Below are 24,943 nucleotides of genomic sequence, written 5' to 3' on the forward strand. Positions count from 1 at the left end.
TAGCGTGGTCAGCATGCCGGTCATCCCTCCCATGCCCCAGAACCTGCCGCCCGGCCCGCTCGTGGTGCTGGAGCGGGCCACTGGTGCGGGCGCTTGGATGCTGGCGCTGCCGTCGCACCAGCTGACATGGACGGCGCACCTGGCCGCCATGCTGGAGATGACGCCGGAGCAGGCCCCGCCATGGGCCAACGCACTGGATGTGTATGCGCCCGAGTCGCGCGCCTGCATGGCCGCGGCCCTGCAGCGCTGCCTTGCGGACGGCACGGCGTTTGACGAAGAGGTGCAGGTCATCACCGCGCGCGGCCAGCGGCTGTGGATGCGCTCGCTGGGCGAGGCCTTGCGCGATGACTCGGGCGCCATCGTGCAGCTGTCAGGCGTTCTGAAAGACCTCACCGCCCGAAAACGCGCCGAGCAGGAAAGCCAGAGCCTGACCATGCGGCTGGCGACCACGCTGGCGAGCATAACCGACGCTTTTGCCACGCTGGACCGCGAAGGCCGGCTGACCTATGTCAACCGCGAGAGCGAACGTCTGCTGCGCGCCCCAGGCACGGCGCTGCTGGGCCAGACGCTCTGGGACGCGCTGGACGGCAACGACACAGGCCGGGTGCACCAGGAAATCCTGGAGATGCTGGGCAGCGGGGCCAGCCGCGAGTTCGAGGTCTTCTGCGCCATTCCCGACCGATGGCTGGAGCTGCGCGCCTACCCTTTTTCGGAAGGGGTGGCCGTGTACCTGCGCGATGTCAGCGACAAGCGCCAGGCGCAGGAGCAGTTGCTGCTGCTGCAAACCGGCATCGCGCACCTGAACGACATCGTGATGATCACCGAAGCCGGCCCGGTGGACGCGCCCGGCCCGCGCATCGTGTTTGTGAACGACGCCTTCGAGCGGCAGACCGGCTACAGCCCCGACGAAGCGCTGGGCCAGACGCCACGCATGCTGCAGGGGCAGCGCACGCAGCGCGCCGAGCTGGACCGCATCCGGCAGGCGCTGGAGCAGGCGCGGCCGGTGCGCGCGGAACTCATCAACTACAAGAAAAACGGCGAGCAGTTCTGGCTGGAGCTCGACATCGTGCCGGTGGACTATTTCAGCCGGGGCCTGACGCACTGGGTGGCCGTGGCGCGCGACATCACCGAACGCAAGGCCGCCGAGGAAGAAATCGAGCACCTGGCGTTTTACGACACGCTGACCCAGTTGCCGAACCGCCAGCTGCTGATGGACAGCCTGCGCACAGCGCTGTCCCACACCGGCCACCCCGACAGAACCGGGGCGCTGATGTTCATCGACCTCGACAACTTCAAGGTGCTCAACGACACGCGCGGCCATGCCACCGGCGACCTGCTGCTGCAAAAGGTGGCAACGCGCCTGAACAGCTGCGTGCGGCTGCGCGACACCGTGGGCCGCCTGGGCGGCGATGAATTCGTGGTCCTGCTCGAAGACCTGGGCGACGACCCGCCGCTGGCCCGCAAGAAGGCCGAAGTCGTGGCACAGAAAATTCTGGCCACCCTCAGCGAGCCCTGCGACCTGTCGGGCCTCGACTATGACGGCACCTGCAGCATCGGCATCACGCTGATCACCCAACACCAAAAAAGCGTGGGCGACCTGCTCAAGCAGGCCGACCTGGCGATGTACCAGGCCAAGGCCGCGGGGCGCAACACCATCTGCTTTTTCGACCCCTGCATGCAGGCGCTGGCGACGGCCAACGCGGCGCTGACCTACGAGCTGCGCCAGGGCCTGCGCAACCAGGAATTCGTGCTGCACTACCAGCCGCAGGTGGGCCCCAAGGGTTTCATGGTGGGCGCCGAAGCGCTGGTGCGCTGGCAGCACCCGCAGCGCGGCCTGGTGTTTCCCGACAGCTTCATTCCCCAGGCCGAGGAAAGCGGACTCATCATGCCGCTGGGCAAGTGGGTGCTGGAAACCGCCTGCGCCCAGCTGGCGCGCTGGGCCGCCTGTCCGCTCACCGAAAAGTTCAGCATCGCGGTCAACGTCAGCGTGCGCCAGTTTCGCCACCCCGAGTTTGTCGAGCAGGTCATGGCCGCCATCGCCAGCGCCGGCATCAGCGCGCACCGGCTCAAGCTGGAGCTCACCGAAAGCCTGCTGGCCAACGACATGGACGTGACGATTGCCAAGATGGGCACCCTCAAGGACGCCGGCGTGACGCTGTCCATTGACGACTTCGGCATCGGCTACTCGGCGCTGTCTTACCTGAAACACCTGCCGCTGGACCAGCTCAAGATCGACCGCGCCTTCGTCAAGGACGTGCTGACCGACCCCAACGACGCAGCGATTGCGCGCACCATCATCGGCCTGGCGCAAAGCCTGGGGTTGGGCGTGATGGCCGAGGGTGTGGAGACCGAAGCCCAGCGCGACTTCCTGGCCCGCCACGGCTGCCACTGCTTCCAGGGCTACCTGTTCTGCAAGCCGCTGCCTATCGACGAACTCGAAGTGTTCATGCAGGGCATGGCCAAACCGCCGGAGGGCGCATCGGGCTGCTGAGCCACGCTGCGTAGCGCCAACGAAACGCTATTGAATTTATAGCTGCTAGCGCATTAACCACCAGGGCTGGAGTCACTTTTGGCTTGTAAAAAAACCGAATCGGGGCCTGTTCCGGCGCCATCGCAATGGCGCGCTCCTTTTTCACTTCACAAGCACATTCAGAAGCTGGTGCAGTGCCAACGAGCCTATCCGCGCCTTCTCCATGAATTCCTTTGAAAAATACTTTTCATAGACCTTGGACTCGAAGGCCGCGCCACCGAAGCGCTCTGAAAATTCCTGCTTCAGCCTGGCCGTGGTTTTGCCCAGTACCGGATAGCCATGGGCGGTCAGCAGCAGCGCCTCAAGGCAGGGGTCAGCCGCAACAACCTGTACCTTTGCTTTGCGCGCAAGCGCCCGGGTCTTGTCGTTCCAGTCCGTATCGGTGTCCAGTAACACCACTTTCAGGTCAAACGCCGCGTTAAGCGACTGGCGCACCGCCACGTCCACCACATGCGCTGCTCCTTTGCCGCGCGCGTTCTTGATGGTGACCGCCACACCAGAACCGCGCAGGACGTACAGGGCCTTCAAATGCCGCAGCAATACGACCTCGGAATCTCCCTCACCCACCAGCAGCACGGTGCGCGCCACATGGCGCCGCTTTGCACCGCCCTTCATAGCTGAGGCACGGCACCAAAAGCACCCGCCATGTACTTGGCGTAGAAATTGTCGTCACTTCGAATGCCGTCCACAGTGTCGAGCCGCCAGGCGCTGCTCTCGTTGTTTTCGTCCTTCTCCACCAGCATGACTTGCGACTTGTGCAGAATGTTCAGCACCTCCATCGCATGGCAGGTGAACAGCAGTTGCGCGCGGTGCGGGTTGGTGGCTGGGTTGGCGAACAGGTCCAGAATTGGCTCCAGCATGTGCGGATGCAAGTCGTTCTCGAACTCGTCGATCACCGCCAGACCGCCTGCAGCCAGCACCGGCAGCAGCCGGCCCAGCAACACAAAGGCGCCTTGCGTGCCGCTGGATTCCAGCGCGAACGGCAGCTCAAACGACACGCCCTCAGCCGCGCGGTGAATGCCGAAAGGCAGCCAGAACTTCTCCGTCTTGCCATCGGGAAGTACGGCCTCCATCTCGCGCACCTGCAGGTCGCTCAGGCCGAGATCCCAGGCAGCCAGCAAGCGCACCAGTTGCTGACGCTGCGATTCCTCGGCGGCAAAGTGCGTTGCGGCCCGAACCAACTGGTCTGTGTCATTCACCAACCGGCCAAACTGGTGGATGTTGGTCGATATATGGCTGCTGACCAGGCGCTGGGCCAAGGGCACGCCGTACTGCGCTGCGGTCGCAATCAACGAGGCATTGGGCCGCACCTTGCGCGCCTCGGCCGGCGCCAGGCCGAAATCCTGCTGCTTCACGTCGTAGCTCTGCGAGCTTTCATTCCACTCGCGCACAAACACATAGCGCATGCGTTCGTGCTTCACATACAAGGCCTCGTGCAATACGCGCTGCGGCGTGCAGCGCAGCGTGTAGCGCCAAAGGCGACCGTCGAAATCCGCCTCCACCTCGAACTCGGTTGGCTCACTTTGCGCCGCAGCATGCGGCCGCAATGGCAGCGGGGCGCTGGGCTCGGTGCCAAATGAATGGCGCATGAACCAGTCTAAAAACAGAATGGGTTTGAGCAAAGCCGTTTTACCACTGGCATTCGGGCCAATAACAGCCATCACCGTGCTGACCCGCGCCGCTGTGGCCGCCTGACCCGACCAGACGGCGGCAGGCACCCGGCCGTCCAGCAACCAGGAAACCTCAGTTCGCTCACGGAAAGACTGGAAGTTTGAAAACGCGTAACGGTGCAACATGGTCCAATTAAATCACTTTTCAGACATTTTTTTGTATGAAAGTTGAATGGTCTTTGAAAATTCAAAGGTTTTAGCTAACGGCAGCGCACCCAGGGAGACCGGCAGGGTGGCATCGCGATGCCGCCGGCGCACGCGCCAGCTGCTGAGAGCGGCCTCTGGCTGTCAGATTGCTATTAAATCAGTAGCTGCCCGCGCAGCACCCACCTGGGCTGGAGGCACTTTTGGCTTAAAGAAATGAATGGAGGCCTGTTTCGGCGCCCAACTCACACCTGCGCCGACTCCGCCGACTGCGCCGCCGGCCCGCCCAGCTTGAGCCCCAGCGCCTTGATGACTTTCATCACCGTCGCGAACTCCGGGTTGCCCTCGGGCGACAAGGCCTTGTACAACCCCTCACGCGCCAGGCCGGTGTCGCGCGCCAGCTGGCTCATGCCGCGCGCGCGGGCGATGTCGCCCAGTGCTGCGCGAACAAGGCTTCCGTCACCCGGGTCTTCATCCACGCAGGCCTGAAAGTACAGCGCTACGTCTTCGTCCGTCTTGAGGTCATCCACCGGGTCCCATCGGGTAAATTTCTCGATGCCGTTTTTTTCAGCCATGACTCAATCCTTCCAGTCTTTAGCCATCGCAATGGCACGTTCAATGTCGGCATCCTGTGAGCGTTTGTCGCCGCCGACCAGAAGCACGATCACGAACCAGCCTCAATGAATACCTGAGTTTGTGCGGGACAGCCTGGTCAACGCACGCTGTCACGGATCGCCGGCAACTGTTCAATCAAGCTGGGCAAGGCCGTCTGTATGGTTTCCCAGACAGTCTCCAGGTTGATCTCAAAATAGCCATGCGCAATGCGGTTGCGCATGCCCTTCATGCTGCGCCAAGGCACCTGCGGATGCTGGTCGGCAAATGCTTCTTGTCCTTGAGCAATTTGGTGGCCTCTTCGCCAATCAGGATGAGGTTGAGAATGACGGCCTGCTGCGTTCGCTTGTCCTGAAGGAATTCCTCTTTCGATACACCCTCCACGTAAGCGCAGGCCTGAACGGCGGCCTCAAGCATGTGGTCCAGATAGTCCGGCACGCGGCTTGCGCTCATACCGGAAGGGCTTCGGCCAGCACCTGCGCCCTGAACCTGGCCGGCAGGTCGCCCGGCGTCAGCAGATCGACGGGAACACCGAGCAATTCCTCCAGCTCCACCTGAAGCCCGCCCAGATCAAACAGCGTGGTGCCCGGCAGCGGGTCCACCAGCAAGTCAATATCGCTCCCCTCCGCGTCATTGCCATGCACCACTGAACCGAACACACGCGGGTTGGCCGTGCGAAAGCGGGCGGCCGCTGCGCGCACTGCCATTCGCTTCGATTCCAGGGAGATTGATGGTCGCATGGCGTTCAGAAGGTGTTTTGTGCGATGTTAGCCGAGTACACGGCGGCCAGCAGTTTTTTGCGCGCTCGTATCGCTGGGAGAACCGGACGCGGCGCCAGACCGTTCCAAATTCAGCGCCAGCAGCCGCTTGAGGATTTCCTCGTCAGGCATGTCTGCGCTGTAGTCAGCCCAGCCGTAGGCCGCCGCCACGGCGGCGTCGAGCTCTTTGTGCGCCGCGTCCAGCCAGGCCGGGCGCTGGTTGTAGAGCTTGGTCAGCGTGCGATCGGCCAGCTCCTTTTCAAAACCGGCTTTGGGCAGGATGCGGTCCGGGTAGGGGCTGACCGTCATGCCCAGCGGCACCACCTCGGGCACCCGCTGCGTCCACTCGGGCGGATTGAGCCAGGCTTCGCGCAGGTCGTTGAGGCGTTTGGCGGCGCGGGCGATGGCTTCGGCGGCTTCGCGAATCGCTACCTTATTCATAGCTGCTGGCGCCCGTCCCTGCTGGGCTGCAGGCACATTTGACTCTGAAAGCCCGGCGGGAATCAGCGCGCCTGCCCCCGGGTTTACGCCCTCTCCCGCTGGGAGAGGGTGGGGGTGAGGGCTCCCCGCCAGCGCCTCGGTTCGCTGGTGCGCGGTGTCGGCGGGGGTCAGGCCTTCGGGGAAGGGGAAGGTTTCGAAGCAGGTGGTGGGGGTGTAGCGCGGATCGTTGCCCACGCCGATCGACGTGCCCATGCGCAGCGACCAGAGTTCGTGGAAGCGGCTGTGCAGCAGGCCAAGCGTGGTGTCGTCGGCACGCGCCACCGTGATGAGCGCCTGGTCTGGTGACGTGGTGACGGGTAGCCATACAAAAAACCTGTGCTTCGAGTGCGCAACCGTGGCGATAAAACGGGTCAGTGGTTTGAAGGCTACGCGCATCTCCACCCGAGGTCTGCCAAAGCGCCACCAGAAATCACGCAAAGCCGGTTCTGTTTTTTTGACTCGTTCGGGCTTGATGCATGCGACAACGTAGCTGAAAGGCTTTTCGTACAGTGCGGCCTCGGCTTCAGCAAGGTCGTTGCCGAAATCAATAATCCATTGGTGCTGTGGCCCGCGACTCAGTTCAAAGCCGTTTGCCCAGGGTTTGAGCACATCGCTGTTAGGCCGTCCGTGCGGGTTGGGCAGTCGTAGCCAGTCACGCGCAAGCTCGGCGTCAATCTCGAATTTGGCTTTCTTCGATGCGCCCTGAAAGCTGGCCCCCAGGTTCTCAGCCAGCGTGTGCGCTTTGCTAACGTCCAGCAAGTCACCAGCCGTCGTTGGCGCGGTGAGGTCAGCGTAGATTTGCGGCACGGCGATGCCATTGAGTTGTGCGCTCTTGTCGTGACCAAAGGAAATGAGCGATACGCGGACGGCTGCGCCTTCATTGACCCAGGGCTCGTCGCTCCAGGCCGCGTAGATGTTGCTGCGTTCGGTGATCGCTTGCAGCACTTTTCTGTTGGCGCCGCCGCGGATGGAGTTAGTGGCGACCAGCCCCGCTGCGCCCAAACCATTGGTTTCGATGGCCTTGAGCGCCTTGGCAAACCAGTAGCACACCAGATCCGCGCCGCCTGGCACGCTGAGTGCGTAAATTTCATCGAGTGCCCGGGTGTAGGCTTCGCCCAGTTCGCGGCGCTTGCGGCTTACGCCCAGAAACGGCGGGTTGCCAATCACCACACTGGCCTTGGGCCACATGGCTTCGACAACGCGGGGAGCGCCCTCACCCCAGCCCTCTCCCACGGGGAGAGGGGGTTTTTGAGAGCCCTCTCCCGCGGGGAGAGGGGGTTTTTGGGAGCCCTCTCCCGGCGGGAGAGGGAGAAACGTCAGCAGCGCATCGCGGCACTCGATGTGGTCCAGCGGCTCCAGCACCGGGTTCGTCTTGAACTCGTAGCCGTGTTGCAGGCGCCACTGCAGCTCGCCTATCCACACCGTCACGCGCGCGAGTTCGGCGGCGTATTCGTTGAGTTCGATGCCCAGCATGTTGTACGGGCCGGTCACCAGGTCGGCCTCGCGGTCCAGGCCCATCAACGCGGCGTCAATGTGGCTCTGGTGTTCGATGTCTTTGAGCGCCTTCAGGCCCAGGAACAGAAAGTTGCCGCTGCCGCAGGCCGGGTCAAGCACGCGGTAGCTGCTGAGCTGGTCCAGCCAGCCGATGAACCTGGCCTTGGCGGCCTTGTAGTGTTTGTCGCCCTTGCGGGTGCTTTTGGCCATCAGCGCCCGTATGTCCTGCGCGGTCTGCTCCCATATCTGTAGCAGCGGGCGCTTGAGCACGGGCTCGACGATTCTCTGAATCGTGGCCGGGTCGGTGTAGTGGGCGCCCAGCTGGCTGCGTTTGCCGGGGTCCAGCCCGCGTTCAAACAGGGTGCCAAAGATCGACACGTCGATCGCGCTCCAGTTCAGCGCGGCGGCGTTGCGCAGCTCGGTCATGTCGAGCACGGTGAGCGCGGGCACCTTGATCTTTTTGAACAGGCCGCCGTTGAACCACGGGATGTCGTCGTTGCCGTACAGCCCCCCGTCACGCATGACGGTGAACAGGTTGCGCAGGCCGGTGGTGAGCTTGTCGCTGGTGAGCTGGCGGTTGTTGACCAGGCCCTCGAACATGCGGCCGGGCAGCAGGCCCACGTCTTCGGCAAAAAAGCAGAACAGGCACTGGGTGAGGAAGTGCGCCACCTCGTCGGCGTGGGTTTGCGCCTCCTGCGGCTGCGTGCTTTTGTCGGGGCCGCGTTTGCGCAGGCCGTCGGCCAGGGTGGCAAAGCTGCGGGCCGCGGTTTCGGTGATGTCGCGGCTGGTTTTTTGGGGCCTGAAGCTTTCCGGGTCGGTCCAGATGCGGCGCAGCAGGGCCAGCTTGTCGGGCTGGTCCAGCTCGGCCAGCGCCACATGGAAGGTTTCGGTCGGGTGGCCGGTGAACTGGGTGTGGATGCGAATCGTCAGCCGGTCACACACCACCAGAATCGGCGGGTTGCTCAATGCGAGACTGTAAGTAAGCAGCTGCTTGAGCGCGGCGTCGAGGTTTTTGCCGGGCGCCTTGTTCTCCCATGCAAACGCGCCGCGCTTGAACACGTCGGCATAACCGGTGCGCCCGCCGATGACGGCGTTTTTCTCTTCAAACAGATAACCGGCCTCGCTGCCGGGTTTGGGCACGGCCAAGAGTTCGCACAAGTCAATGAAGTGGCTTTGCGCGCCCTGCTCTTCGTTGAGCGCAAAGGCCGGGCCGCCGGGACCCCACTTGGTGATGAAGGTTTGGGGGGTCATGGGTTAGTAGCCCCGCAACATGAATTCGATGGACGCTTCGGCCAGGGCCTGCTCTTGCGGCCCGAGGCGACCGACGGGATGGCGCAGCAATGCCGCCGGGACAGACAGCAGGTTTGGGGTGTCCATCACATAACTGTCGTCCAGAAGGTTCAACAGGCCCTGTGCACGGCTGGCGACTGGATACTCGGGTTTGGCAGCCAGCAAGGGAATGCACCAGCGGGTGGCGGTGCTGACCAGATCGCTTTGCACGTCCAGGTAGAGCTGATGGCTGGCGCGCGGATTGGGGTTGCGGAAAACGTCGAAGCGCGCCATGTCAGCCTTGCAGCGCGTCTGGATGGCCGGCCAGATATTGCTGCAACTGCTCAGCGGCCGTGCCGTCTTCGGCGATGCGCTGCGCATAGGCCTCAAGTGCCACCCTGTTTTCCAGGGCCCACTGGGAGCACTGCTCGTAGCCGCCCGGTGGCAACCAGCCATCGGCCACAACAACAGGCCGGGGTTCCGGCGCCCGGTTGGCGGGCACGGCTTTCATTGGAATGAGTTCAAACCGCTCGTCGGGATGAACGATCACGTCAAACAGGCGACCGGCAAACTTTTTACCCAGCGAGATCTGGCCGCTGGCGCCGACTTCTTTAAGCATCGTGTGTCCTTAATGACTGTGGGTATTGTTGGCCGCAGCCTGCTTTTTGCGCCATTCGTACATGCGCCGGCCCATGCTGCCGACCGCCTCGTAGTGCTGATTCATGCTGTCGATGACGCCCTGGTTTTCAGAGGCCCATTGGCGGGCCAGGCGTTCCGTCTCTTGCGGGCTGCGCTCCTGCGCCGCCTTGCGCGCCGCCAGCCGCTCGGGCGTGAGCCAGCCGTCGCCGACGCGGTAGGTGCCGGCCTCTTCCTGCACACGGGCAGGCGCAGAGGCGGCCGTGGTGTCCTGAATGGCAGGCATGGCCTTCATGGGCACCAACTCCACCCGGCCGTCGGGATAGAAGACCACATCAAACAACTGGCCCGCGTATTTTTTACCCAGCGAGATCTGGCCGCTGGCGCCGACTTCCTTGAGCATGGCGCACCCTTTCAAACGTTCATGCCATCATGCCGCATGAAATTTGAGGCGTCAAATTTCTGCCTGAGCTGAAGGCCTTTTGGGCAGAGCAAGGTCAATTCAAGCCCTTATTGTTTCTCATATGACAATATTAAATTGCATTGAATGCTATTTTTCTTTGTTATCAGCAACAGTAAAGTTCGTACATCGATGAGCCGCAACCAATAAACGACTCACCGAGGCTGGACAGACGGGGATCAAAAGCCCGCCATGCCCGGACATGTTTATTCACTCTTCCAAGGAAATTTCATCATGACCGCTTCCAAATTCTTCGCTGTTGCCGCTCTTGCCACTGTTGCCTCTTTCGGCGCCCAGGCTGACGAAGCTGACGGTTCGCAGTTTGGCATCCAGTTCAACTCGACCCGCTCCGTCGCCGAAGTGCGCGCCGAAGCCGCCGCCAAAGTGGCAACCCACAGCCAGGAGCCTGCCGGCTCCCGCGTTGCGGCCACCGTGCAGTCTTCGACCGACCGCGCCACCGTGCGTGCACAGGCAGCTGACGCTGTGCGCCTGGGCCAGATCCCGCGCGGCGAAGCCAGCTACATGTAATGGTTGCAGGCTGACCGGGTTTCCGGCCGGCTGATCCCCACCACCCGGGCTCCGGCCCTGGCAGTGGGTGAATCTTTTGATATCGGGCTCTTCGGAGCCCGATTTTCTTTTCGGGACAGGAAGCTGAGCACTCACGTCCCCGACAGCAAGGCCGCATTGCCTCCCGCCGCCGTGGTGTTCACGGTAACGGTCTGTTCGGCGCAGAAGCGATACAGGTAGTGCGGGCCGCCGGCTTTGGGGCCGGTGCCGCTGAGGCCCTCGCCGCCGAAAGGCTGGCTACCCACCACCGCACCGATCATGTTGCGGTTGATGTAGATGTTGCCGACATGCGCGGCCGCGGCCAGCGCCTGGGCGCGCGAGTCGATGCGGGTCTGGATGCCCAGCGTGAGGCCGTAGCCGGGCGTGGCACCGCCCGGTGCTGCCGATGAACCGAGGGCGTTGATCTGCGCGATGACGGCCTCGGGCGTGTTCAGCGCGCCGCTGCCCCAGCGCACGATCTGCAGCACCGGGCCGAAAATTTCGTCTTTCACCTCGGCCAGGCTGGCAACTTCAAAGGCGCCGGGCAGGACCAGATTTGCTATTGAATCAGGAGCTGCTTGCGCCCGACCAGCAAGGGCTGGAAGCACTTTCGACGTTGAACCCAGGCGTTGCAGGTGGTTCTGGATGTTGTCATACGCCTCGCGGTCTATCACCGGGCCGACGTCGGTGGAAAGCTGGGCAGGGTCGCCGACGGCCAGTTCCTGCAGCGCACCCTGAATCATCTCCATCACCTTGTCGGCAATGCCCTCGTGCACACACAGCAGGCGCAGCGCTGAGCAGCGCTGGCCGGCGGAGCGGAAGGCGCTTTGCACCACGGCGTCCACCACCTGCTCGGGCAGGGCGCTGCTGTCGACCAGCATGGCGTTGATGCCGCCGGTCTCGGCAATCAGCGGAACGATGGGGCCGTCCTTGGCGGCGAGCGCCCGGTTGATGATTTTGGCAACCTGGGTGGAGCCGGTGAACACCACACCGGCGATGCCCGGCGCCGCCACCAGCGCCGCACCGACGGTGTCGCCAGGGCCGTGCAAGAGCTGCAGCGCGCCTTCGGGCACACCGGCGGCGTGCAGCAGCTTCACCGCTTCCCAGGCCACACCCGGCGTCTGCTCGGCGGGTTTGGCCAGCACCGCATTGCCGGTGGCCAGCGCGGCGGCGACCTGGCCGGTGAAAATGGCCAGCGGAAAATTCCACGGGCTGATGCAGACCCAGACGCCGCGTGCGGTCAGGCGCAGCTCGTTGGTTTCACCCGTCGGCCCCGGCAAGGCGATGGGCGCCATGATGCGTTCGGCTTCGCCCGCGTAGTAGCGCAGGAAGTCGATCGCCTCGCGCACCTCGGACACCGCGTCGCCCCAGGTCTTGAAGGCCTCCCGGACCAGCAGCGCGCAGAAGGCGGGCATCTGCTGCTGCAGCGCATCGGCGGCGCGGCGCAAGGTGGCCGCGCGTTCGGCCACCGCCACTTTGCTCCATTTTTGATAGCTGGCTGCGCCCGTCGTGACTGCGCTGGAGGCCAATTTGGCATCAAACTCCGGTACAGCGGGCACCTGCACCGTCTTGAAGGCAGCAAACAACGGCGCACGCATGGCCTCCACCGTGAGGTCCAGCCCCTCGCTGTTGGGGCGGCCGGGACCGTACAGGGCGGGCGGCAGCGGCAAGGACGCTTCGGGTTCCACACGCAGGGGCGAGGTCAGCAGCTGTTCCATGCCCACCGATTCGTCAGCGAGCTGGTGCACAAACGAGGAGTTGGCGCCGTTTTCCAGCAGGCGCCGCACCAGGTAGGCCAGCAGGTCGCGGTGGGCGCCCACCGGGGCGTAGACGCGGCAGGCAATTTGGGGGGTTTTCAGCACCTCGCGGAAGACGCCTTCGCCCATGCCGTGCAGCCTTTGTAATTCAAACTGGGCTGGCACTGGGTGTGCAGGGCCCTCACCCCCGCCCTCTCCCGGGGGGAGAGGGGGCCATGCGGTATCGGTCTTACTCCCTCTCCCCTTGGGAGAGGGCTGGGGTGAGGGCTCCCCGGCTGGCGGTTCAACAGGGCCTGTCCTGAGCCCGGCGAAGGGCTCAACGCGAACGGCCTGGGCCATCTGCAAAATCGCCGCAATCGTCCCCGCGTTGTGCCCCGCGAACTGCGGATAAATCGCGTCGGGCGCGGCCAGCAGGGCCTGCGCGCAGGCGAGGTAGGACACATCGGTGTGGTGCTTGTGGGTGAACACCGGGTAGTGCGGCAGGCCCAGCTCCTGCGCGCGCTTGATTTCCGAGTCCCAGTAAGCGCCCTTGACCAGGCGGCACATGAAACGCAGCCGGTATTGGCGGGCCATCGCAATGACGTGGTCGATCAGGTCCAGCGCACGCGTCTGGTAGGCCTGCAGGGCCAAGCCGAAGCCCTGCCACTGCGGCTGCTGCTGCGCCACCAAAGCGGCCAGGGCTTCAAACACGTCCAGCGAGAGTTCGAGCCGGTCCACCTCTTCGGCGTCGATGGTCAGGTTGATGTTGGCGCGTGCGGCCAGCTCACACAAGCCCCAGACGCGCGGCACCAGCTCGGCCAGCACGCGCGCGTGCTGCGCGTCCTCGTAACGCGGGTGCAGCGCGCTGAGCTTGATGGATATACCGTCATTTTGCTCACACGCCCTTTCCACACCTGCGCGGGCAGCTATGGATTCAATAGCATGGGTATAGCTGGTGAGGTAGTGCAGCGCATCGGCCTCGGTGCGCGCGCCCTCGCCCAACATGTCGTAGCTGAAGCGCAGGCCGGGGATGTCCTTTCGCGAACGGTCGGCTTCCTTCATCGCCTCGCCGATGTTCTGCCCCAGCACAAACTGCCGGCCCAGCAGTTGCACCGCGCGCAGGGTGGCTGCCACCACGGTGCGCGCGCCAAGCTTGCTCATGAGGCCAGGTTCGGCAGCCTGTCCTGAGCTTGTCGAAGGGGGCAGAAACTTCTTGGACATGGCGATGGCCGAGGCCGACAAGCGCGCCATCATGGCGTCGCTGGCGCCGTCAAAATCGGCACGGCCCAGCTGGTCGGCGGTCAGGGCAATCGCGGTCTCGGCGTCGGGCACGCGCATCAGCGCCTCGGCCAGGCGCATCAGGGCCAGGCCTTCGGCGCTGGAAATCGGGTACTCCTTGAGCAGGCTTTCCATGGCCCAAAACGGCGGAGGGTTGTTGCGCACCGCCTGCACCCAGGGCCGGGCCAGGGGTGCGGCGGCGGCCCAGTCCAGTGCCCCGGCCAGCGCCTGCAGATGCCCGGAAACGATGCTGGCTTCGGGCCGGTAAGGGAAAGGAAGGCGTGCCTGCTGGGACATGAAAATCTCCGTAACCTGGTGAATAACGCCATGTTCTCTGGATTCGATGGGAATTTCACGCTAAATTCAACCATCAATCCTGAATAATTCACTAGCATGACCGACACCCCGCCCGACATCGACCGCATCGACCTGAAGATTTTGAGCGTGTTGCAGCAGGACGGGCGCCTGTCCAACCTCAAGCTGGCCGAAGCGGTGGCGCTGTCACCCACGGCCGTGCTGGCGCGCGTGCAGCGGCTCACGCGCGACGGCTACATCCTGGGTTACGAGGCGCGGCTGAACCCGCTCAAGTTGGGCGCCGGCATGCTGGTGTTCGTCGAGGTGCTGCTGGACCGCACCACGCCCCATGTGTTTGAGGCCTTCAAGGCCGCGGTGCAGGTGTACCCGCAGATCATGGAATGCCACATGGTGGCCGGCGGCTTTGACTACCTGCTCAAGACCCGCATGGCCGACATGGCGGCCTACCGCGACTTCGCCGGCAACGCGCTGTGGCAGTTGCCCGGCGTGCGCGAAACCCGCACCTACGCGGTGATGGAAGAGGTCAAGAACACCACCCAGTTGGCCCTGGGTGTGTAAGCACAGCAACTGCAGCGCAGGCAGCGGCGGGCCATTCGCGCTTTTTTAAGCAAAAGTTCGCATCTTCGGGGCAAACCGCGTTGTCAAATTCAGTTATTTAAACTAAGTTGGCCTCGGGTAGGTTCTGCCTTGCATAGGCAACCCGCCCGCATCGTCCAAAAACGCCACGGAGTCCAACATGAATTTTTTCCAACGATGGGGCGCCTGCAGCCTGCTTGCGGTCCTGCTCACGGCGCCCGGCCATGCGGCGGACATCGGCGTCACGGACAAGGAAATCCTGGTGGGGCAGTTCGCGGCCCAGACCGGCCCCGCCGCTGAACTCGGCAAACGCATGCAGTTGGGCATGCTGGCGCATTTCAAGGCGGTCAACGCGGCCGGCGGCATCAACGGCCGCACCATCCGGCTGGTGTCGCGCGACGACGGGTATGAACCGGAGAAGGCGGCGGCCGCCGTCAAGGCGCTGATCGAGGAGGACAAGGTGTTTGCGCTGGTGGGCTCGGTCGGCACGCCGACCACGCTGGCGGCGGTGCCCGCCATCAATGCGGCCGGCATTCCGCTGATCGGTCCCTTCACCGGCGCGCAGGCCCTGCGCGAACCGCTCAACCGCAACATTTTTCATGTGCGCGCCAGCTACTTTGACGAAACCGAACGCATCGTGCAGCACCTGAGCACGCTGGGCATCAAGAAGATTGCGGTGTTCTACCAGAACGACTCCTACGGCAAGGCCGGCCTGGAAGGCGTGACGCGGGCGCTGACCAAACGCAACCTCAAGCCCGCCGCCACCGTGACGGTGGAGCGCAATTCGGTCGACGTCGCCGCCGCATGGGCCGAACTCCTGAAAGCCGCCCCGGAGGCGGTGGTGCAGATCAGCGCCTACAAATCGTGCGCGGCGCTGATCAAGCTGGCGCGCAGCAAGGGTTACGGCGGGCAGTTTTTCAATGTGAGCTTTGTCGGCTCCACAGCCCTGTCGGCGGAGCTGGGCGATGCCGGGGCCGGTGTCACGATTTCTCAGGTGGTTCCCTTTCCTTACACCCCGTCGTCTGCCGTGGTACGCGAATACCAGCAGCGCATGACAGAGGCCGGGCACAAGGACTTCGACTTCTCCAGCATGGAGGGCTTCCTGGCGGCCAAGGTGTTTGTCGAGGGCGTGCGTCGCGCCGGCAAGACGCTGACGCGCGAGAGCCTGGTCACCGGGCTGGAGTCGATGCGCGAGGTCAACCTGGGCGGCTTCATCGTGAACTATGGGCCCAAAAACCACGAGGGCTCGCGCTACACCGACCTGACCATCATCGGCCGGGGCGGGCGGTTTGTGCGATAGGGCCTGTTCCCCCTATAGTGATGTTTTTTTTGGAGGACCCGCCATGAAAGACCTGACACCTTATCGCCTTTGGAGTGGCGCCGCGCTGGCACTGCTTGCCCTCTCCGCCCAGCCGGTGATGGCACAGTCCCTCAAGCCCGGTTTGTGGGAGATCAACAACAAAATGCAGTCCAGCTCGGGCCAGATGGAAAAAGCCATGGCCGAGGCGCAAAAGCAGATGGCAACCATGCCGCCCGAGCAGCGCAAGATGATGCAGGACATGATGGCCAAACAGGGCATGTCCATGGGCCCCGGTGCCGGAGGCAACATGGCCGTGAAAATCTGCATGACCAAAGAAATGGTGGAGCGCAATGAGCTGCCCGCCCAGCAGGGCGACTGCAAGACCACGAACTCGCCACGTTCGGGCAACACCATGAAGATGTCGTTTGCCTGCACCCAGCCGCCGTCCAGCGGCGAAGGCACGGTCACCTTTGTCAGCCCCGAGGCCTACACGATGAAGATGACCATGAAAAGCATGATGCAGGGCAAGCCGGAAACCATGACCATGGACGGCGGCGGCAAGTGGCTGTCGGCGGACTGCGGAAACATCAAGCCTATGGTTGTTCCCAAAAAATAATTGGGACGAGCCACCGGCGGCTGCGAGAATCTTTCTCCCTTCAAGCCGGGGCCGCGGAACCGGCTTCGCCGGGCCGCAGGCGCAGCGGCCCCCTCGGGGGGCAGGGAGCTACACGCAGTGAGCGACCGTGGGGGCTTATCTAGCACCGAAAATGGCGGTCCCCACCCGCACCATGGTGCTGCCGGCATGAATGGCCGCTTCCAGGTCGGCCGTCATGCCCATCGACAGCGTGTCCATGGCCTGCGGCAACACGCCAGCCCGATTTATCTGGTCAAAAAGGTCTGCAGCCCTTTTGTGGACAGCGCAAGCAGCTACAAAATGAGGAGCAGGCTCGGGAATCGACATGAGGCCGCGCAGCTGCAGCCGCGGCAGCCGCGCGACCTCGACCGCCAGTGCCTGGGCGTCCTGCGGCGTCACGCCGGACTTGGTGGCACCGCCGTCGATGTTGACCTGCAGGCACACCTGCAGCGGGGGCAAATGCGGCGGGCGCTGCTCGCTCAGGCGCTGCGCAATCTTCAGGCGGTCCACCGACTGCACCCAGTCGAAATGCTCGGCGACCAGCCGCGTCTTGTTGCTCTGGATGGGGCCGATGCAGTGCCACTCCGAAGGGCGGGAGGGCGGCAAGCCAAGGTGATCGGCTTCCCATCCGCGAACCGCAAGAATTTTGTCCACCCCCTCCTGGATGTAGTTCTCGCCGAAAGCGCGCTGCCCGTCGGACATCGCGTCGATCACTGCATCGGCACCGAAGGTCTTGGACACGGCCAGCAGTCGCACGCTGGCGGGGTCGCGTCCGGCAGCGACACAGGCCGTGGTTATACGGTCACGGACAAGTTGGAGGTTGCGCACAATCATGGTCATAATCCAACTGTAAACTTATGAGGGATCCCCGGGATGGACATTACCCAACTGCTGGCTTTTAGCGTCAAGAACAAGGCGTCCGATCTGCATCTGTCAGCGGGCCTGCCGCCCATGATCCGGGTGCACGGGGATGTCAGGCGCATCAATGTCGACCCGCTGGACCACAAACAGGTTCATGCCATGGTGTACGACATCATGAACGACACCCAGCGCAAGAACTACGAAGAATTCCTGGAGATCGACTTCTCCTTCGAGATCGACGGCCTGGCGCGTTTTCGTGTCAACGCCTTCAACCAGAACCGCGGCGCGGGCGCCGTGTTCCGGACCATCCCCTCGAAAATCCTGACGCTCGAGCAGCTGGGCGCGCCGAAAATTTTCGGCGACCTGGCGATGAAGCCGCGCGGCATGGTGCTGGTCACCGGCCCGACCGGCTCGGGCAAGTCCACCACGCTGGCGGCCATGGTCAACTACCTCAACGAAACCGAATACGGCCACATCCTGACGGTGGAAGACCCAATCGAGTTTGTGCACGAATCGAAAAAATGCCTGATCAACCAGCGCGAGGTCGGCCCGCACACGCTGAGCTTCAGCGCGGCGCTCAAGTCCGCGCTGCGTGAAGACCCGGACGCCATCCTGGTCGGCGAGATGCGCGACCTGGAAACCATACGCCTGGCGATGACGGCCGCTGAAACCGGCCACCTGGTGTTTGGCACCTTGCACACCTCGAGCGCCGCCAAGACCATCGACCGGATCATCGACGTGTTCCCGGCCGAGGAAAAAGACATGATCCGCGCGATGTTGTCGGAATCGCTACAGGCCGTGATCTCGCAGACCCTGTGCAAGACCAAGGACGGCCAGGGCCGCGTCGCCGCGCACGAGATCATGCTGGGCACCAGCGCCATCCGCAACCTGATCCGCGAGGCCAAGGTCGCGCAGATGTACTCGTCCATCCAGACCGGTAACAGCGTGGGCATGCAGACGCTGGACCAGAACCTGACCGACCTCGTCAAGCGCAACGTCATTTCCGCCGCAGAAGCACGCGGCAAGGCGAAAATACCCGAGAACTTCCCCGGCTGAACATGCCCCCACGGTCGCTCACTTCGTGTAGCTCCCTGCCCCCCGCGGGGGCCGCTGCGCCTGCGGCCCGGCAAAGCCGGTTCCGCGGCCCCTGCTTGATTAAAGAATTTTGAAAAGGAGCGCTCATGGAACGCGACCAGGCCAGTAAATTCATCAACGACCTTCTCAAGCTGATGGTCAGCCGCAACGGCAGCGACTTGTTCATCACCGGCGATTTCCCGCCCGCGATGAAGGTCGACGGCAAGGTCACCAAGGTCTCGCCGCAGCCGCTCAACGCCGGCCACACGCTGGCCCTGGCGCGCGCCATCATGAACGACAAGCAGGCCGCCGAGTTCGAGCGCACCAAGGAGTGCAACTTCGCGATCTCGCCGCCCGGCGTCGGCCGCTTTCGCGTCAACGCTTTCATCCAGCAGGGCAAGGTCGGCATGGTGATGCGGGTGATTCCGGCGGTGCTGCCGACCATCGACGGCCTGGGCGTGCCGCAGGTGCTCAAGGACGTGGTGATGTCCAAGCGCGGCCTGTGCATCCTGGTGGGCGCCACCGGTTCGGGCAAGTCGACCACGCTGGCGGCGATGGTGGACTGGCGCAACGAAAACTCCTTCGGCCACATCATCACCATCGAGGACCCGGTGGAGTTTGTGCACCCGCACAAGAACTGCGTGATCACGCAGCGCGAAGTGGGCCTGGACACCGACAGCTGGGAAGCCGCGCTGAAAAACACCCTGCGCCAGGCGCCGGACGTGATCCTGATGGGCGAGGTGCGCGACCGTGAAACCATGGAACACGCCGTCGCCTTTGCCGAAACCGGTCACCTGTGCCTGTGCACGCTGCATGCCAACAGCGCCAACCAGGCGCTGGACCGCATCATCAACTTCTTCCCGGAAGAGCGCCGCGCCCAGTTGCTGATGGACCTGTCGCTGAACATGAAGGCCATGATCTCGCAGCGCCTGGTGCCCAAGCAGGACAGCAAGGGCCGCGTCGCCGCCGTGGAGGTGATGCTGAACACGCCGCTGATTTCCGACCTGATCTTCAAGGGCGAGGTCTCCGAGATCAAGGAAATCATGAAGAAAAGCCGCAACCTCGGCATGCAGACCTTCGACCAAGCGCTCTTCGATGCCTTCGAAAGCAACATGATCACTTACGAAGACGCGCTGCGAAACGCCGACTCGGTCAACGACCTGCGGCTGCAGATCAAGCTCAACTCCCAGCGCGCCAGGACGCAGGATCTGGCGGCCGGCACCGAACACATGGCCATTGTCTAGGGCTACTGCGCGGGCTTGATGCGTTGTTGGTCGGTGCTCGCAATCCTCACGTACCCAAAGTACGTTCCGGTTGCTGCGCGCCGCCCGCCTAGCCTGAAGCCCGCTCGCTACGCCCTCCCACCTCTTTTCCCCTCTCCCACACCATGAGCAATACCAACCCCAAAACCTACGAACCCGCCCCGTCCCGCCAAGTTGCCTTTCTGGGCCTAGGCGTCATGGGCTACCCGATGGCCGGCCACCTCGCGCTGGCCGGCCACCAGGTCACCGTCTACAACCGCACCGCTACCAAATCAGTAGCATGGTGCGCAGAATACGCGGGCACCAAAGGCCCAAAACATGCCGCAACGCCGCGTGAAGCGGCACAGGGCGCCGACATCGTTTTCTGTTGCGTCGGCAACGACGATGACTTACGCGGCGTGACGCTGGGCCCCGACGGCGCCTTTGCCGGCATGCGGCCGGGCGCCATTTTTTTGGACCACACCACCGCATCGGCCGACGTGGCGCGTGAGCTGTATGCAACGGCCCAGGCCCTGAAGCTGCAGTTTGTCGACGCCCCGGTCTCGGGCGGCCAGGCCGGTGCACAAAACGGCGCGCTCACCGTCATGTGCGGCGGCGACGCGGCGGCCTTCGACGCCGCCAAGCCGGCCGGCATGGCGTTTTCCAAAGCCTTCACGCTGATGGGCGCCAGCGGCGCCGGCCAGCTCACCAAAATGGTCAACCAGATCTGCATCGCGGGGCTGGTGCAGGGCCTGAGCGAAGCCATTGCCTTTGGCCAGAAGGCCGGGCTGGACATGAACCAGGTGCTGGACGTGATCGGCAAGGGCGCCGCGCAAAGCTGGCAGCTCGACAACCGCGGAAAAACCATGGTGGCCGACAAGTTCGACTTCGGCTTTGCCGTGGACTGGATGCGCAAGGACCTGGGGCTGGTGCTCGACGAAGCCAAGACCAATGGCGCGCGGCTGCCGGTCACGGCGCTGGTGGACCAGTTTTACGGCGATGTGCAGGCCATGGGCGGGCAGCGCTGGGACACGTCCAGCCTGATCAAGCGGCTCAAATAAATAGCCCCCACGTTCGCTCGCTGCGCGTAGCTCTCTGCCCCCCGAGGGGGCGCTGCGCCTGCGGCCCGGCGAAGCCGGTTCCGCGGCCCCTGCTTGAAGCAGACGCGCCCCCCGGTCGGGTACGCGGTAGGTGGGGTCCACAAAAAAGGCCGGTGCAAACACCGGCCTTTTTTTGTTTCCCCGCGCTGCCGGGATCAGCCGCCGCTGCCCGCCGGACGTGTTGCCGTGGCCGGTTTGGCCGGCTGCGGCACCAGGCCACGCAGCTCGTCTTCGCTGATGATCTCGAGAATGCGCACCACCTTCTGCACGCCGCGGGCACCGCGGACAATTTCCGTGGCGCGATCGGCTTCGCGCTGCGTCACACGGCCCATCAGGTAGACGGTGCCGCGCTCGGTGACCACCTTGAAGGCGTTGGCGTAAATGTCGCTGGAATCGATCAGCAGGGCCTTGACCTGGCCGGTGATCAACACGTCGGAGGAGCGCTGCACCAGCGTCGGGCTGTTGATGATGGCCAGCTCATTGACCACGGAGGCCACGTTCTCCACCCGCGACACGACCTGCTCCACCAGCTTTCTGTCCTGCTCGTTGAGAACTTCGCCGGTCAGCAGCACCTGCCGGTTGTAGCTGGTCACGCTGACGCGCGCCCGGCTGCCGATGTTGTCGCGCAGGCGGGCCATGGCGCGCAGCTCGATGCCTTCGTCTTCGAGCTGGGCACCCGAGGTGCGGCGGTCAATGGCGACCAGCGCGCCGGCCGCTGCACCGCCCAGAACCAGGGGGAAGCAGGCGCTCAGGCTGCCGCCCACAAGGGCAGCGGTGCAAACGGTCAGCAGCAGCCGCTGATAAGGTCGCAGGGGTCCGGACATGGTTTTGACGGTCATTTAAGTGTTCTCCTGGTCACCAAGTAATTGGGCATCCACGCCATCACAGATACAGTGAAGGGCCAGCAGATGAACTTCCTGAATGCGTGCCGTGCGGTCGTGCGGCACGCAGATGTGCACGTCGGTCTCGCGCAGCGCGGCGCTCATTTTTCCGCCGCTTTTGCCGGTCAGCGCCACCACGGTCATCTCGCGCTCGTGGGCCGCCTCGATGGCCGCCAGCACATTGGCCGAGTTGCCGCTGGTGCTCAGCGCCAGCAGCACGTCGCCGGCACCGCCGAGCGCGCGCACCTGCTTGGAGAAAATCACGCTGAAGTCGTAGTCGTTGGCGATCGCCGTGAGGATGGAGCTGTCGGTGGTCAGCGCAATGGCGCCCAGCTCGGGCCGCTCGCGCTCAAAACGCCCGACAAATTCGGCCGCAAAATGCTGGGCATCGGCCGCCGAGCCGCCATTGCCGCAGGCCAGCACCTTGCCGCCGCTGGTCACGCTGGCCAGGATGGCCTGCACCGCCGCCGCAATCGGCTTGGACAGGATTTGCGCCGCCTGGTACTTCAGGTCGGCACTGTCGATGAAGTGCTGTTCGATACGTTGTTCAAGCATGGGGCAATGATAGCGGGTCGGTGGTTGTAACAAACAATCACGTCTGTGGCCGAACCATGGCCTTTGATAGCGCGCCGCGCACAAATCAATACAGAGCCCTGGCCAGCCGCATCGCGCGTGCGGCCTCCTCCGGCATCAGGTCGCTGTTCCCGCCGCTTTTCCCGTGGTCCAGGCCGGCAGCGGCCGCGGCAGATGCAGCACGTCTTCGGCCAGCCACAGGGCGCTGCGGCGGGCACGCTGGACGACAAGCTCGAGTGGCAACTGCTGATAGTCGTCGTTGAAGACCTCGAAGCTGTAGTCGCCCTCGTAGCCCAGCGCCTGCAGCCGCAGCGCCAGGTCGGCCAAGGCTTCGCTGTGCACGCCTTCTCCGGGGAACACGCGAAAAGTGCGCGCTGTTGTCATGCGCTCCTCGAACGTAGGGGTTTCGTTCCACATGAAGTCCGACAGTTGCACCAGGAAGATGCGCTCGGGGTCAAGCTCGTCAATGGCTTCCAGTGGTGTCTTGGCGGCGAAGATGTGGAACGAGTCCAGGCCCAACCCGAGGTTGGGACAGTCGGCCCGTACAACGACATCCCATGCGGTCGTGAACTCGTTGATGGTGCGGCCCCAGGACAGTCCCTCGTAGGCGACGCGGATACCCAGCGGCACGGCCAGCATGGCGAGCTTGCGCAGGTCGCGCGCGATGTCGTCCGGGTCCTGAGAGGCATGGCGCGAAGTGGACGAGCAGGCCAGCAGCACGCGCGAACCCACGGCCTCGCACATCTGCAGCATGCTCTTGGCGATATCCACCTTGTAGCCATGCAGGTGGCCCGACAGACCCTCAAAATCGCGCAACACCTGAAACCCCGTGACGCGCAGCCCGCTGGCGCGCACGGCCGCCGCTGCGGCCCGCACGCCGCCCGGGTGGCCGGCGATGTCGCGGGCGCTGAGCATGACTTGCTCGAAGCCGTCCGCACGGATGGCGTCAAGTTTGGCCTCCAGCGGGCCAGCCAGGGTGATCGTGTCCATGCCGAAACCTGCGATGCGTCGGTCCATACTTGCTCCGCTAGAGATCGGCATGAACCAGCTCGAAGGCGACCGAGCTCAGTTGCGTGAGCATGAGGGCGCCCCGGTCGTCCGGGTGCAGACGGGCCGAATCGACAAACTGCACCCCCCGGCCGCGCAGCGCGGCGACGGCAGCAGCCACATCGGGCGCCCCTATGCCCACACGCTGCATCCGCTCGCGTCCGTCGTCATCATCCAGCCCGACCGGCTCCACCAGTTGCCACATGAAGCGGCCACAGGGGCTTCGCATCAGCTTGCCGGCCGGCATCACCCCAAAACGCTGGTCGTCCGGGATCTCGCTGAAGCCGAACATGCGCTCATAGAAGGTCAACCACTCCGCGCTGCGTGCCAGGCCAATGTATTGAACAACGCCGAAGAAGGCGGTGCCGGCGATGGCCGGCGGATGCGGGTCCACCGTCGGGATGGGCAGGAAGTCAATGTCGTAGATCGGGAAATCGCTGTAACGGTCCACGAAAAAGAAGTGGGAACCGCCGGGTCCGTGGATAGCGGGAATGTTCAGCTCCATGGCCCGGGCATGGCTGGGCGCCTCCCACGCGCCAAGCTCGATGCAGCGTGCATGCGCCAGCCGCGCGTCCTGGACGCGGAAGGCCACGGCCGAAAGCACAGGGGACCCGCCTTCAGTGGCACTGGCGCGGGCGTCGTCCGGGTGCGCATTGACCACCAGGTTCATGCCGCCCTGGCGGTACAGCATGACCTCCCGCGAACGATGCCGTGCAACAGGACTAAAGCCCATGGCCTCCAGCACCTGCCCCAGAGCCTGAGGGCGCAGGGTGGCGTATTCGACAAACTCGATGCCGTCGAGTCCGAGGGGGTTGGGTTGCTTGGGCAACGATTCGCGGTCGATGGTCATCCGGACCTCCTCGAAGTGTGTTTACCGGCCGGCAAGCAGCCGCTTGAAGTGTTGCTCGACGCGCGCCGCGTCGGCCTTTATGCCCGTGAACAGTTCGAAAGCGCCCACGGCCTGGCCCACAGCCATGGCGCCGCCGTCCACCGTGGGGCAGCCCAACGCCCGGGCCGCTTCCAGCAATTCAGTCCTGATCGGAAAGTAGACGATCTCCGACACCCACATGGAGGCCCGCAGCAGCCGGGCCAGGATCGGCATGCCGGGCAGCTTGTCCATGCCGGTGGGCGTGGCGTGGATCAGGCCGGTGGCGCCTTCGATAACCTGCGCCGCGTCGCCATATGCGACCACGCGGTCCCCAAAGCGGGCGTTCAGCGCCGCCGCCAATGCGCGGGCCCGCGCGAGGTCGGTGTCAACGAGGCGCAATTGCACGGCCCCCAGGCTCAGAACTGCATGCGAGATCGCCGAGCCGGCGCCACCCGCGCCCAGCAGTACCACGCAACCGAGGTCGGCCTTGGGGAGCGCGCGGTGAAAGCCCCAAGCCCAGCCCGAGCCATCGGTATTGTGGCCGACCAGACGCCCGTCGCGCAGGACCACTGTGTTCACGGCGCCCATTGCCTCGGCTTCGGGGGAAAGCTCGTCGAGCAGCGGCATCACCGCCTGCTTGCACGGATAGGTGATGTTCAGGCCGGCGAAACCCATGATCCGCGCTGAGGCCAGCAGGGCCGGCAGCTGTTGCACGGAACCCGGGGTCTGGTCGAGGTCAATCAGCTGGTAGTGCAGGCGCAGGCCCTGATGGCGCGCTTCCTCCTCCTGCATGGCGGGAGTCAACGAAAGCTGGATGCCGGAGCCGATCAGGCCCACGAGGAGCTTGGTGGCCGCCATGT

23 protein-coding genes and 1 pseudogene are annotated in these 24,943 nt (G+C 64.1%); 8 read left to right on the forward strand and 16 right to left on the reverse strand.

The window, feature by feature from the left end; all coding sequences use genetic code 11:
• The first annotated feature begins 31 nt into the window (after positions 1–31).
• Positions 32–2,491 (forward strand): EAL domain-containing protein, encoded by a 2,460-nt coding sequence (locus tag PSV40_RS09670; protein WP_300536899.1) that lies wholly within the window; start codon positions 32–34, stop codon positions 2,489–2,491.
• A 141-nt stretch (positions 2,492–2,632) separates the two neighbouring features.
• Here PSV40_RS09670 and PSV40_RS09675 read toward each other — a convergent pair whose 3' ends face one another.
• From PSV40_RS09675 to PSV40_RS09715, 9 genes and pseudogenes are all read right to left on the reverse strand, one after another.
• Positions 2,633–3,145: a hypothetical protein gene (locus tag PSV40_RS09675; RefSeq protein ID WP_300536901.1), complete on the reverse strand. Its 513-nt coding sequence runs from the start codon at positions 3,143–3,145 to the stop codon at positions 2,633–2,635.
• Positions 3,142–4,326, reverse strand: coding sequence for an ATP-binding protein (locus PSV40_RS09680; protein WP_300536903.1), 1,185 nt, complete (start codon positions 4,324–4,326; stop codon positions 3,142–3,144). Before PSV40_RS09680 ends, PSV40_RS09675 begins: the two co-directional genes overlap by 4 nt.
• A gap of 263 nt (positions 4,327–4,589) precedes the next feature.
• Positions 4,590–4,919: an addiction module antidote protein gene (locus tag PSV40_RS09685; RefSeq protein WP_300536905.1), complete on the reverse strand. Its 330-nt coding sequence runs from the start codon at positions 4,917–4,919 to the stop codon at positions 4,590–4,592.
• A gap of 137 nt (positions 4,920–5,056) precedes the next feature.
• A pseudogene (locus PSV40_RS09690) lies at positions 5,057–5,409 on the reverse strand (DUF86 domain-containing protein).
• Entirely contained in the window at positions 5,406–5,696 is a 291-nt protein-coding gene (locus tag PSV40_RS09695; RefSeq protein ID WP_300536907.1) for a nucleotidyltransferase family protein, read from the reverse strand. The pseudogene PSV40_RS09690 and the gene PSV40_RS09695 overlap by 4 nt, the downstream one beginning before the upstream one ends.
• A 27-nt stretch (positions 5,697–5,723) precedes the next feature.
• On the reverse strand, positions 5,724–8,939 hold the full coding sequence (locus PSV40_RS09700; protein WP_300536909.1) for a DNA methyltransferase: 3,216 nt from the start codon (positions 8,937–8,939) through the stop codon (positions 5,724–5,726).
• A gap of 3 nt (positions 8,940–8,942) precedes the next feature.
• Complete coding sequence (locus PSV40_RS09705; protein ID WP_300536911.1) at positions 8,943–9,251, reverse strand: CcdB family protein; 309 nt, start codon at positions 9,249–9,251, stop codon at positions 8,943–8,945.
• A gap of 1 nt (position 9,252) precedes the next feature.
• Positions 9,253–9,576 (reverse strand): hypothetical protein, encoded by a 324-nt coding sequence (locus PSV40_RS09710; RefSeq protein ID WP_300536913.1) that lies wholly within the window; start codon positions 9,574–9,576, stop codon positions 9,253–9,255.
• A 9-nt stretch (positions 9,577–9,585) separates the two neighbouring features.
• Positions 9,586–9,996 carry a hypothetical protein gene (locus PSV40_RS09715; protein WP_300536915.1) on the reverse strand — a complete coding sequence of 137 codons (411 nt, stop codon included), beginning with the start codon at positions 9,994–9,996 and terminating at the stop codon, positions 9,586–9,588.
• Positions 9,997–10,284: 288 nt separating this feature from the next.
• Here PSV40_RS09715 and PSV40_RS09720 point away from each other — a divergent pair, with 288 nt between their 5' ends.
• Entirely contained in the window at positions 10,285–10,581 is a 297-nt protein-coding gene (locus PSV40_RS09720) for a DUF4148 domain-containing protein (protein WP_300537054.1), read from the forward strand.
• Between the two features lie 131 nt (positions 10,582–10,712).
• On the opposite strand, the gene PSV40_RS09725 is transcribed toward PSV40_RS09720, so the two are convergent.
• Positions 10,713–13,910, reverse strand: coding sequence for an L-glutamate gamma-semialdehyde dehydrogenase (locus tag PSV40_RS09725; RefSeq protein ID WP_300536917.1), 3,198 nt, complete (start codon positions 13,908–13,910; stop codon positions 10,713–10,715).
• Positions 13,911–14,006: 96 nt separating this feature from the next.
• Here PSV40_RS09725 and PSV40_RS09730 point away from each other — a divergent pair, with 96 nt between their 5' ends.
• The 3 genes from PSV40_RS09730 (at position 14,007) to PSV40_RS09740 (ending at position 16,420) form a co-directional block, all read left to right on the forward strand.
• Complete coding sequence (locus tag PSV40_RS09730; RefSeq protein WP_300536919.1) at positions 14,007–14,486, forward strand: Lrp/AsnC ligand binding domain-containing protein; 480 nt, start codon at positions 14,007–14,009, stop codon at positions 14,484–14,486.
• 178 nt (positions 14,487–14,664) lie between these two features.
• Positions 14,665–15,804 carry an ABC transporter substrate-binding protein gene (locus PSV40_RS09735; protein ID WP_300536921.1) on the forward strand — a complete coding sequence of 380 codons (1,140 nt, stop codon included), beginning with the start codon at positions 14,665–14,667 and terminating at the stop codon, positions 15,802–15,804.
• A 43-nt stretch (positions 15,805–15,847) separates the two neighbouring features.
• Positions 15,848–16,420, forward strand: a complete 573-nt coding sequence (locus PSV40_RS09740; RefSeq protein WP_300536923.1) for a DUF3617 domain-containing protein — start codon at positions 15,848–15,850, stop codon at positions 16,418–16,420.
• 135 nt (positions 16,421–16,555) lie between these two features.
• Here the strand turns inward: PSV40_RS09740 and PSV40_RS09745 are convergent, their stop codons facing one another.
• Positions 16,556–17,278 (reverse strand): YggS family pyridoxal phosphate-dependent enzyme, encoded by a 723-nt coding sequence (locus PSV40_RS09745; protein ID WP_300536925.1) that lies wholly within the window; start codon positions 17,276–17,278, stop codon positions 16,556–16,558.
• Positions 17,279–17,311: 33 nt separating this feature from the next.
• Here PSV40_RS09745 and PSV40_RS09750 point away from each other — a divergent pair, with 33 nt between their 5' ends.
• From PSV40_RS09750 to PSV40_RS09760, 3 genes are all read left to right on the forward strand, one after another.
• Entirely contained in the window at positions 17,312–18,355 is a 1,044-nt protein-coding gene (locus PSV40_RS09750; RefSeq protein ID WP_300536927.1) for a type IV pilus twitching motility protein PilT, read from the forward strand.
• 125 nt (positions 18,356–18,480) lie between these two features.
• Positions 18,481–19,617: a PilT/PilU family type 4a pilus ATPase gene (locus PSV40_RS09755; protein WP_300536929.1), complete on the forward strand. Its 1,137-nt coding sequence runs from the start codon at positions 18,481–18,483 to the stop codon at positions 19,615–19,617.
• A gap of 143 nt (positions 19,618–19,760) precedes the next feature.
• A complete protein-coding gene (locus PSV40_RS09760; RefSeq protein WP_300536931.1) occupies positions 19,761–20,675 on the forward strand; it encodes an NAD(P)-dependent oxidoreductase in 915 nt (304 codons plus the stop codon).
• A 194-nt stretch (positions 20,676–20,869) separates the two neighbouring features.
• Here the strand turns inward: PSV40_RS09760 and PSV40_RS09765 are convergent, their stop codons facing one another.
• The 5 genes from PSV40_RS09765 to PSV40_RS09785 all read right to left on the reverse strand — a co-directional run bounded on the left by PSV40_RS09765 (position 20,870) and on the right by PSV40_RS09785 (position 24,941).
• On the reverse strand, positions 20,870–21,538 hold the full coding sequence (locus PSV40_RS09765) for a BON domain-containing protein (RefSeq protein ID WP_300537056.1): 669 nt from the start codon (positions 21,536–21,538) through the stop codon (positions 20,870–20,872).
• A gap of 15 nt (positions 21,539–21,553) precedes the next feature.
• Complete coding sequence (locus PSV40_RS09770) at positions 21,554–22,150, reverse strand: phosphoheptose isomerase (RefSeq protein WP_096669309.1); 597 nt, start codon at positions 22,148–22,150, stop codon at positions 21,554–21,556.
• A gap of 135 nt (positions 22,151–22,285) precedes the next feature.
• Positions 22,286–23,185, reverse strand: coding sequence for a sugar phosphate isomerase/epimerase family protein (locus PSV40_RS09775; protein WP_300536933.1), 900 nt, complete (start codon positions 23,183–23,185; stop codon positions 22,286–22,288).
• Between the two features lie 10 nt (positions 23,186–23,195).
• On the reverse strand, positions 23,196–24,065 hold the full coding sequence (locus PSV40_RS09780) for a 4-hydroxyphenylpyruvate dioxygenase (RefSeq protein ID WP_300536935.1): 870 nt from the start codon (positions 24,063–24,065) through the stop codon (positions 23,196–23,198).
• A 21-nt stretch (positions 24,066–24,086) separates the two neighbouring features.
• Positions 24,087–24,941, reverse strand: a complete 855-nt coding sequence (locus PSV40_RS09785; RefSeq protein ID WP_300536937.1) for a shikimate dehydrogenase — start codon at positions 24,939–24,941, stop codon at positions 24,087–24,089.
• Positions 24,942–24,943 lie beyond the last annotated feature (2 nt).

The organism is Polaromonas sp. (assembly GCF_029945925.1).
GTDB lineage: Bacteria > Pseudomonadota > Gammaproteobacteria > Burkholderiales > Burkholderiaceae_C > Polaromonas.

Excerpts from the sequence above, each read along its gene's own strand:
- PSV40_RS09695 (WP_300536907.1), bottom strand. The coding sequence starts at position 5,696 with ATGCGACCATCAATCTCCCTGGAATCGAAGCGAATGGCAGTGCGCGCA.
- PSV40_RS09755 (WP_300536929.1), top strand. The coding sequence starts at position 18,481 with ATGGAACGCGACCAGGCCAGTAAATTCATCAACGACCTTCTCAAGCTG.
- PSV40_RS09780 (WP_300536935.1), bottom strand. The coding sequence starts at position 24,065 with ATGACCATCGACCGCGAATCGTTGCCCAAGCAACCCAACCCCCTCGGA.
- PSV40_RS09730 (WP_300536919.1), top strand. The coding sequence starts at position 14,007 with ATGACCGACACCCCGCCCGACATCGACCGCATCGACCTGAAGATTTTG.
- PSV40_RS09770 (WP_096669309.1), bottom strand. The coding sequence starts at position 22,150 with ATGCTTGAACAACGTATCGAACAGCACTTCATCGACAGTGCCGACCTG.
- PSV40_RS09785 (WP_300536937.1), bottom strand. The coding sequence starts at position 24,941 with ATGGCGGCCACCAAGCTCCTCGTGGGCCTGATCGGCTCCGGCATCCAG.
- PSV40_RS09765 (WP_300537056.1), bottom strand. The coding sequence starts at position 21,538 with ATGTCCGGACCCCTGCGACCTTATCAGCGGCTGCTGCTGACCGTTTGC.
- PSV40_RS09750 (WP_300536927.1), top strand. The coding sequence starts at position 17,312 with ATGGACATTACCCAACTGCTGGCTTTTAGCGTCAAGAACAAGGCGTCC.
- PSV40_RS09740 (WP_300536923.1), top strand. The coding sequence starts at position 15,848 with ATGAAAGACCTGACACCTTATCGCCTTTGGAGTGGCGCCGCGCTGGCA.
- PSV40_RS09670 (WP_300536899.1), top strand. The coding sequence starts at position 32 with ATGCCCCAGAACCTGCCGCCCGGCCCGCTCGTGGTGCTGGAGCGGGCC.
- PSV40_RS09710 (WP_300536913.1), bottom strand. The coding sequence starts at position 9,576 with ATGCTTAAAGAAGTCGGCGCCAGCGGCCAGATCTCGCTGGGTAAAAAG.
- PSV40_RS09705 (WP_300536911.1), bottom strand. The coding sequence starts at position 9,251 with ATGGCGCGCTTCGACGTTTTCCGCAACCCCAATCCGCGCGCCAGCCAT.
- PSV40_RS09775 (WP_300536933.1), bottom strand. The coding sequence starts at position 23,185 with ATGGACCGACGCATCGCAGGTTTCGGCATGGACACGATCACCCTGGCT.
- PSV40_RS09675 (WP_300536901.1), bottom strand. The coding sequence starts at position 3,145 with ATGAAGGGCGGTGCAAAGCGGCGCCATGTGGCGCGCACCGTGCTGCTG.
- PSV40_RS09760 (WP_300536931.1), top strand. The coding sequence starts at position 19,761 with ATGAGCAATACCAACCCCAAAACCTACGAACCCGCCCCGTCCCGCCAA.
- PSV40_RS09680 (WP_300536903.1), bottom strand. The coding sequence starts at position 4,326 with ATGTTGCACCGTTACGCGTTTTCAAACTTCCAGTCTTTCCGTGAGCGA.
- PSV40_RS09725 (WP_300536917.1), bottom strand. The coding sequence starts at position 13,910 with ATGTCCCAGCAGGCACGCCTTCCTTTCCCTTACCGGCCCGAAGCCAGC.
- PSV40_RS09745 (WP_300536925.1), bottom strand. The coding sequence starts at position 17,278 with ATGACCATGATTGTGCGCAACCTCCAACTTGTCCGTGACCGTATAACC.
- PSV40_RS09700 (WP_300536909.1), bottom strand. The coding sequence starts at position 8,939 with ATGACCCCCCAAACCTTCATCACCAAGTGGGGTCCCGGCGGCCCGGCC.
- PSV40_RS09715 (WP_300536915.1), bottom strand. The coding sequence starts at position 9,996 with ATGCTCAAGGAAGTCGGCGCCAGCGGCCAGATCTCGCTGGGTAAAAAA.
- PSV40_RS09685 (WP_300536905.1), bottom strand. The coding sequence starts at position 4,919 with ATGGCTGAAAAAAACGGCATCGAGAAATTTACCCGATGGGACCCGGTG.
- PSV40_RS09735 (WP_300536921.1), top strand. The coding sequence starts at position 14,665 with ATGAATTTTTTCCAACGATGGGGCGCCTGCAGCCTGCTTGCGGTCCTG.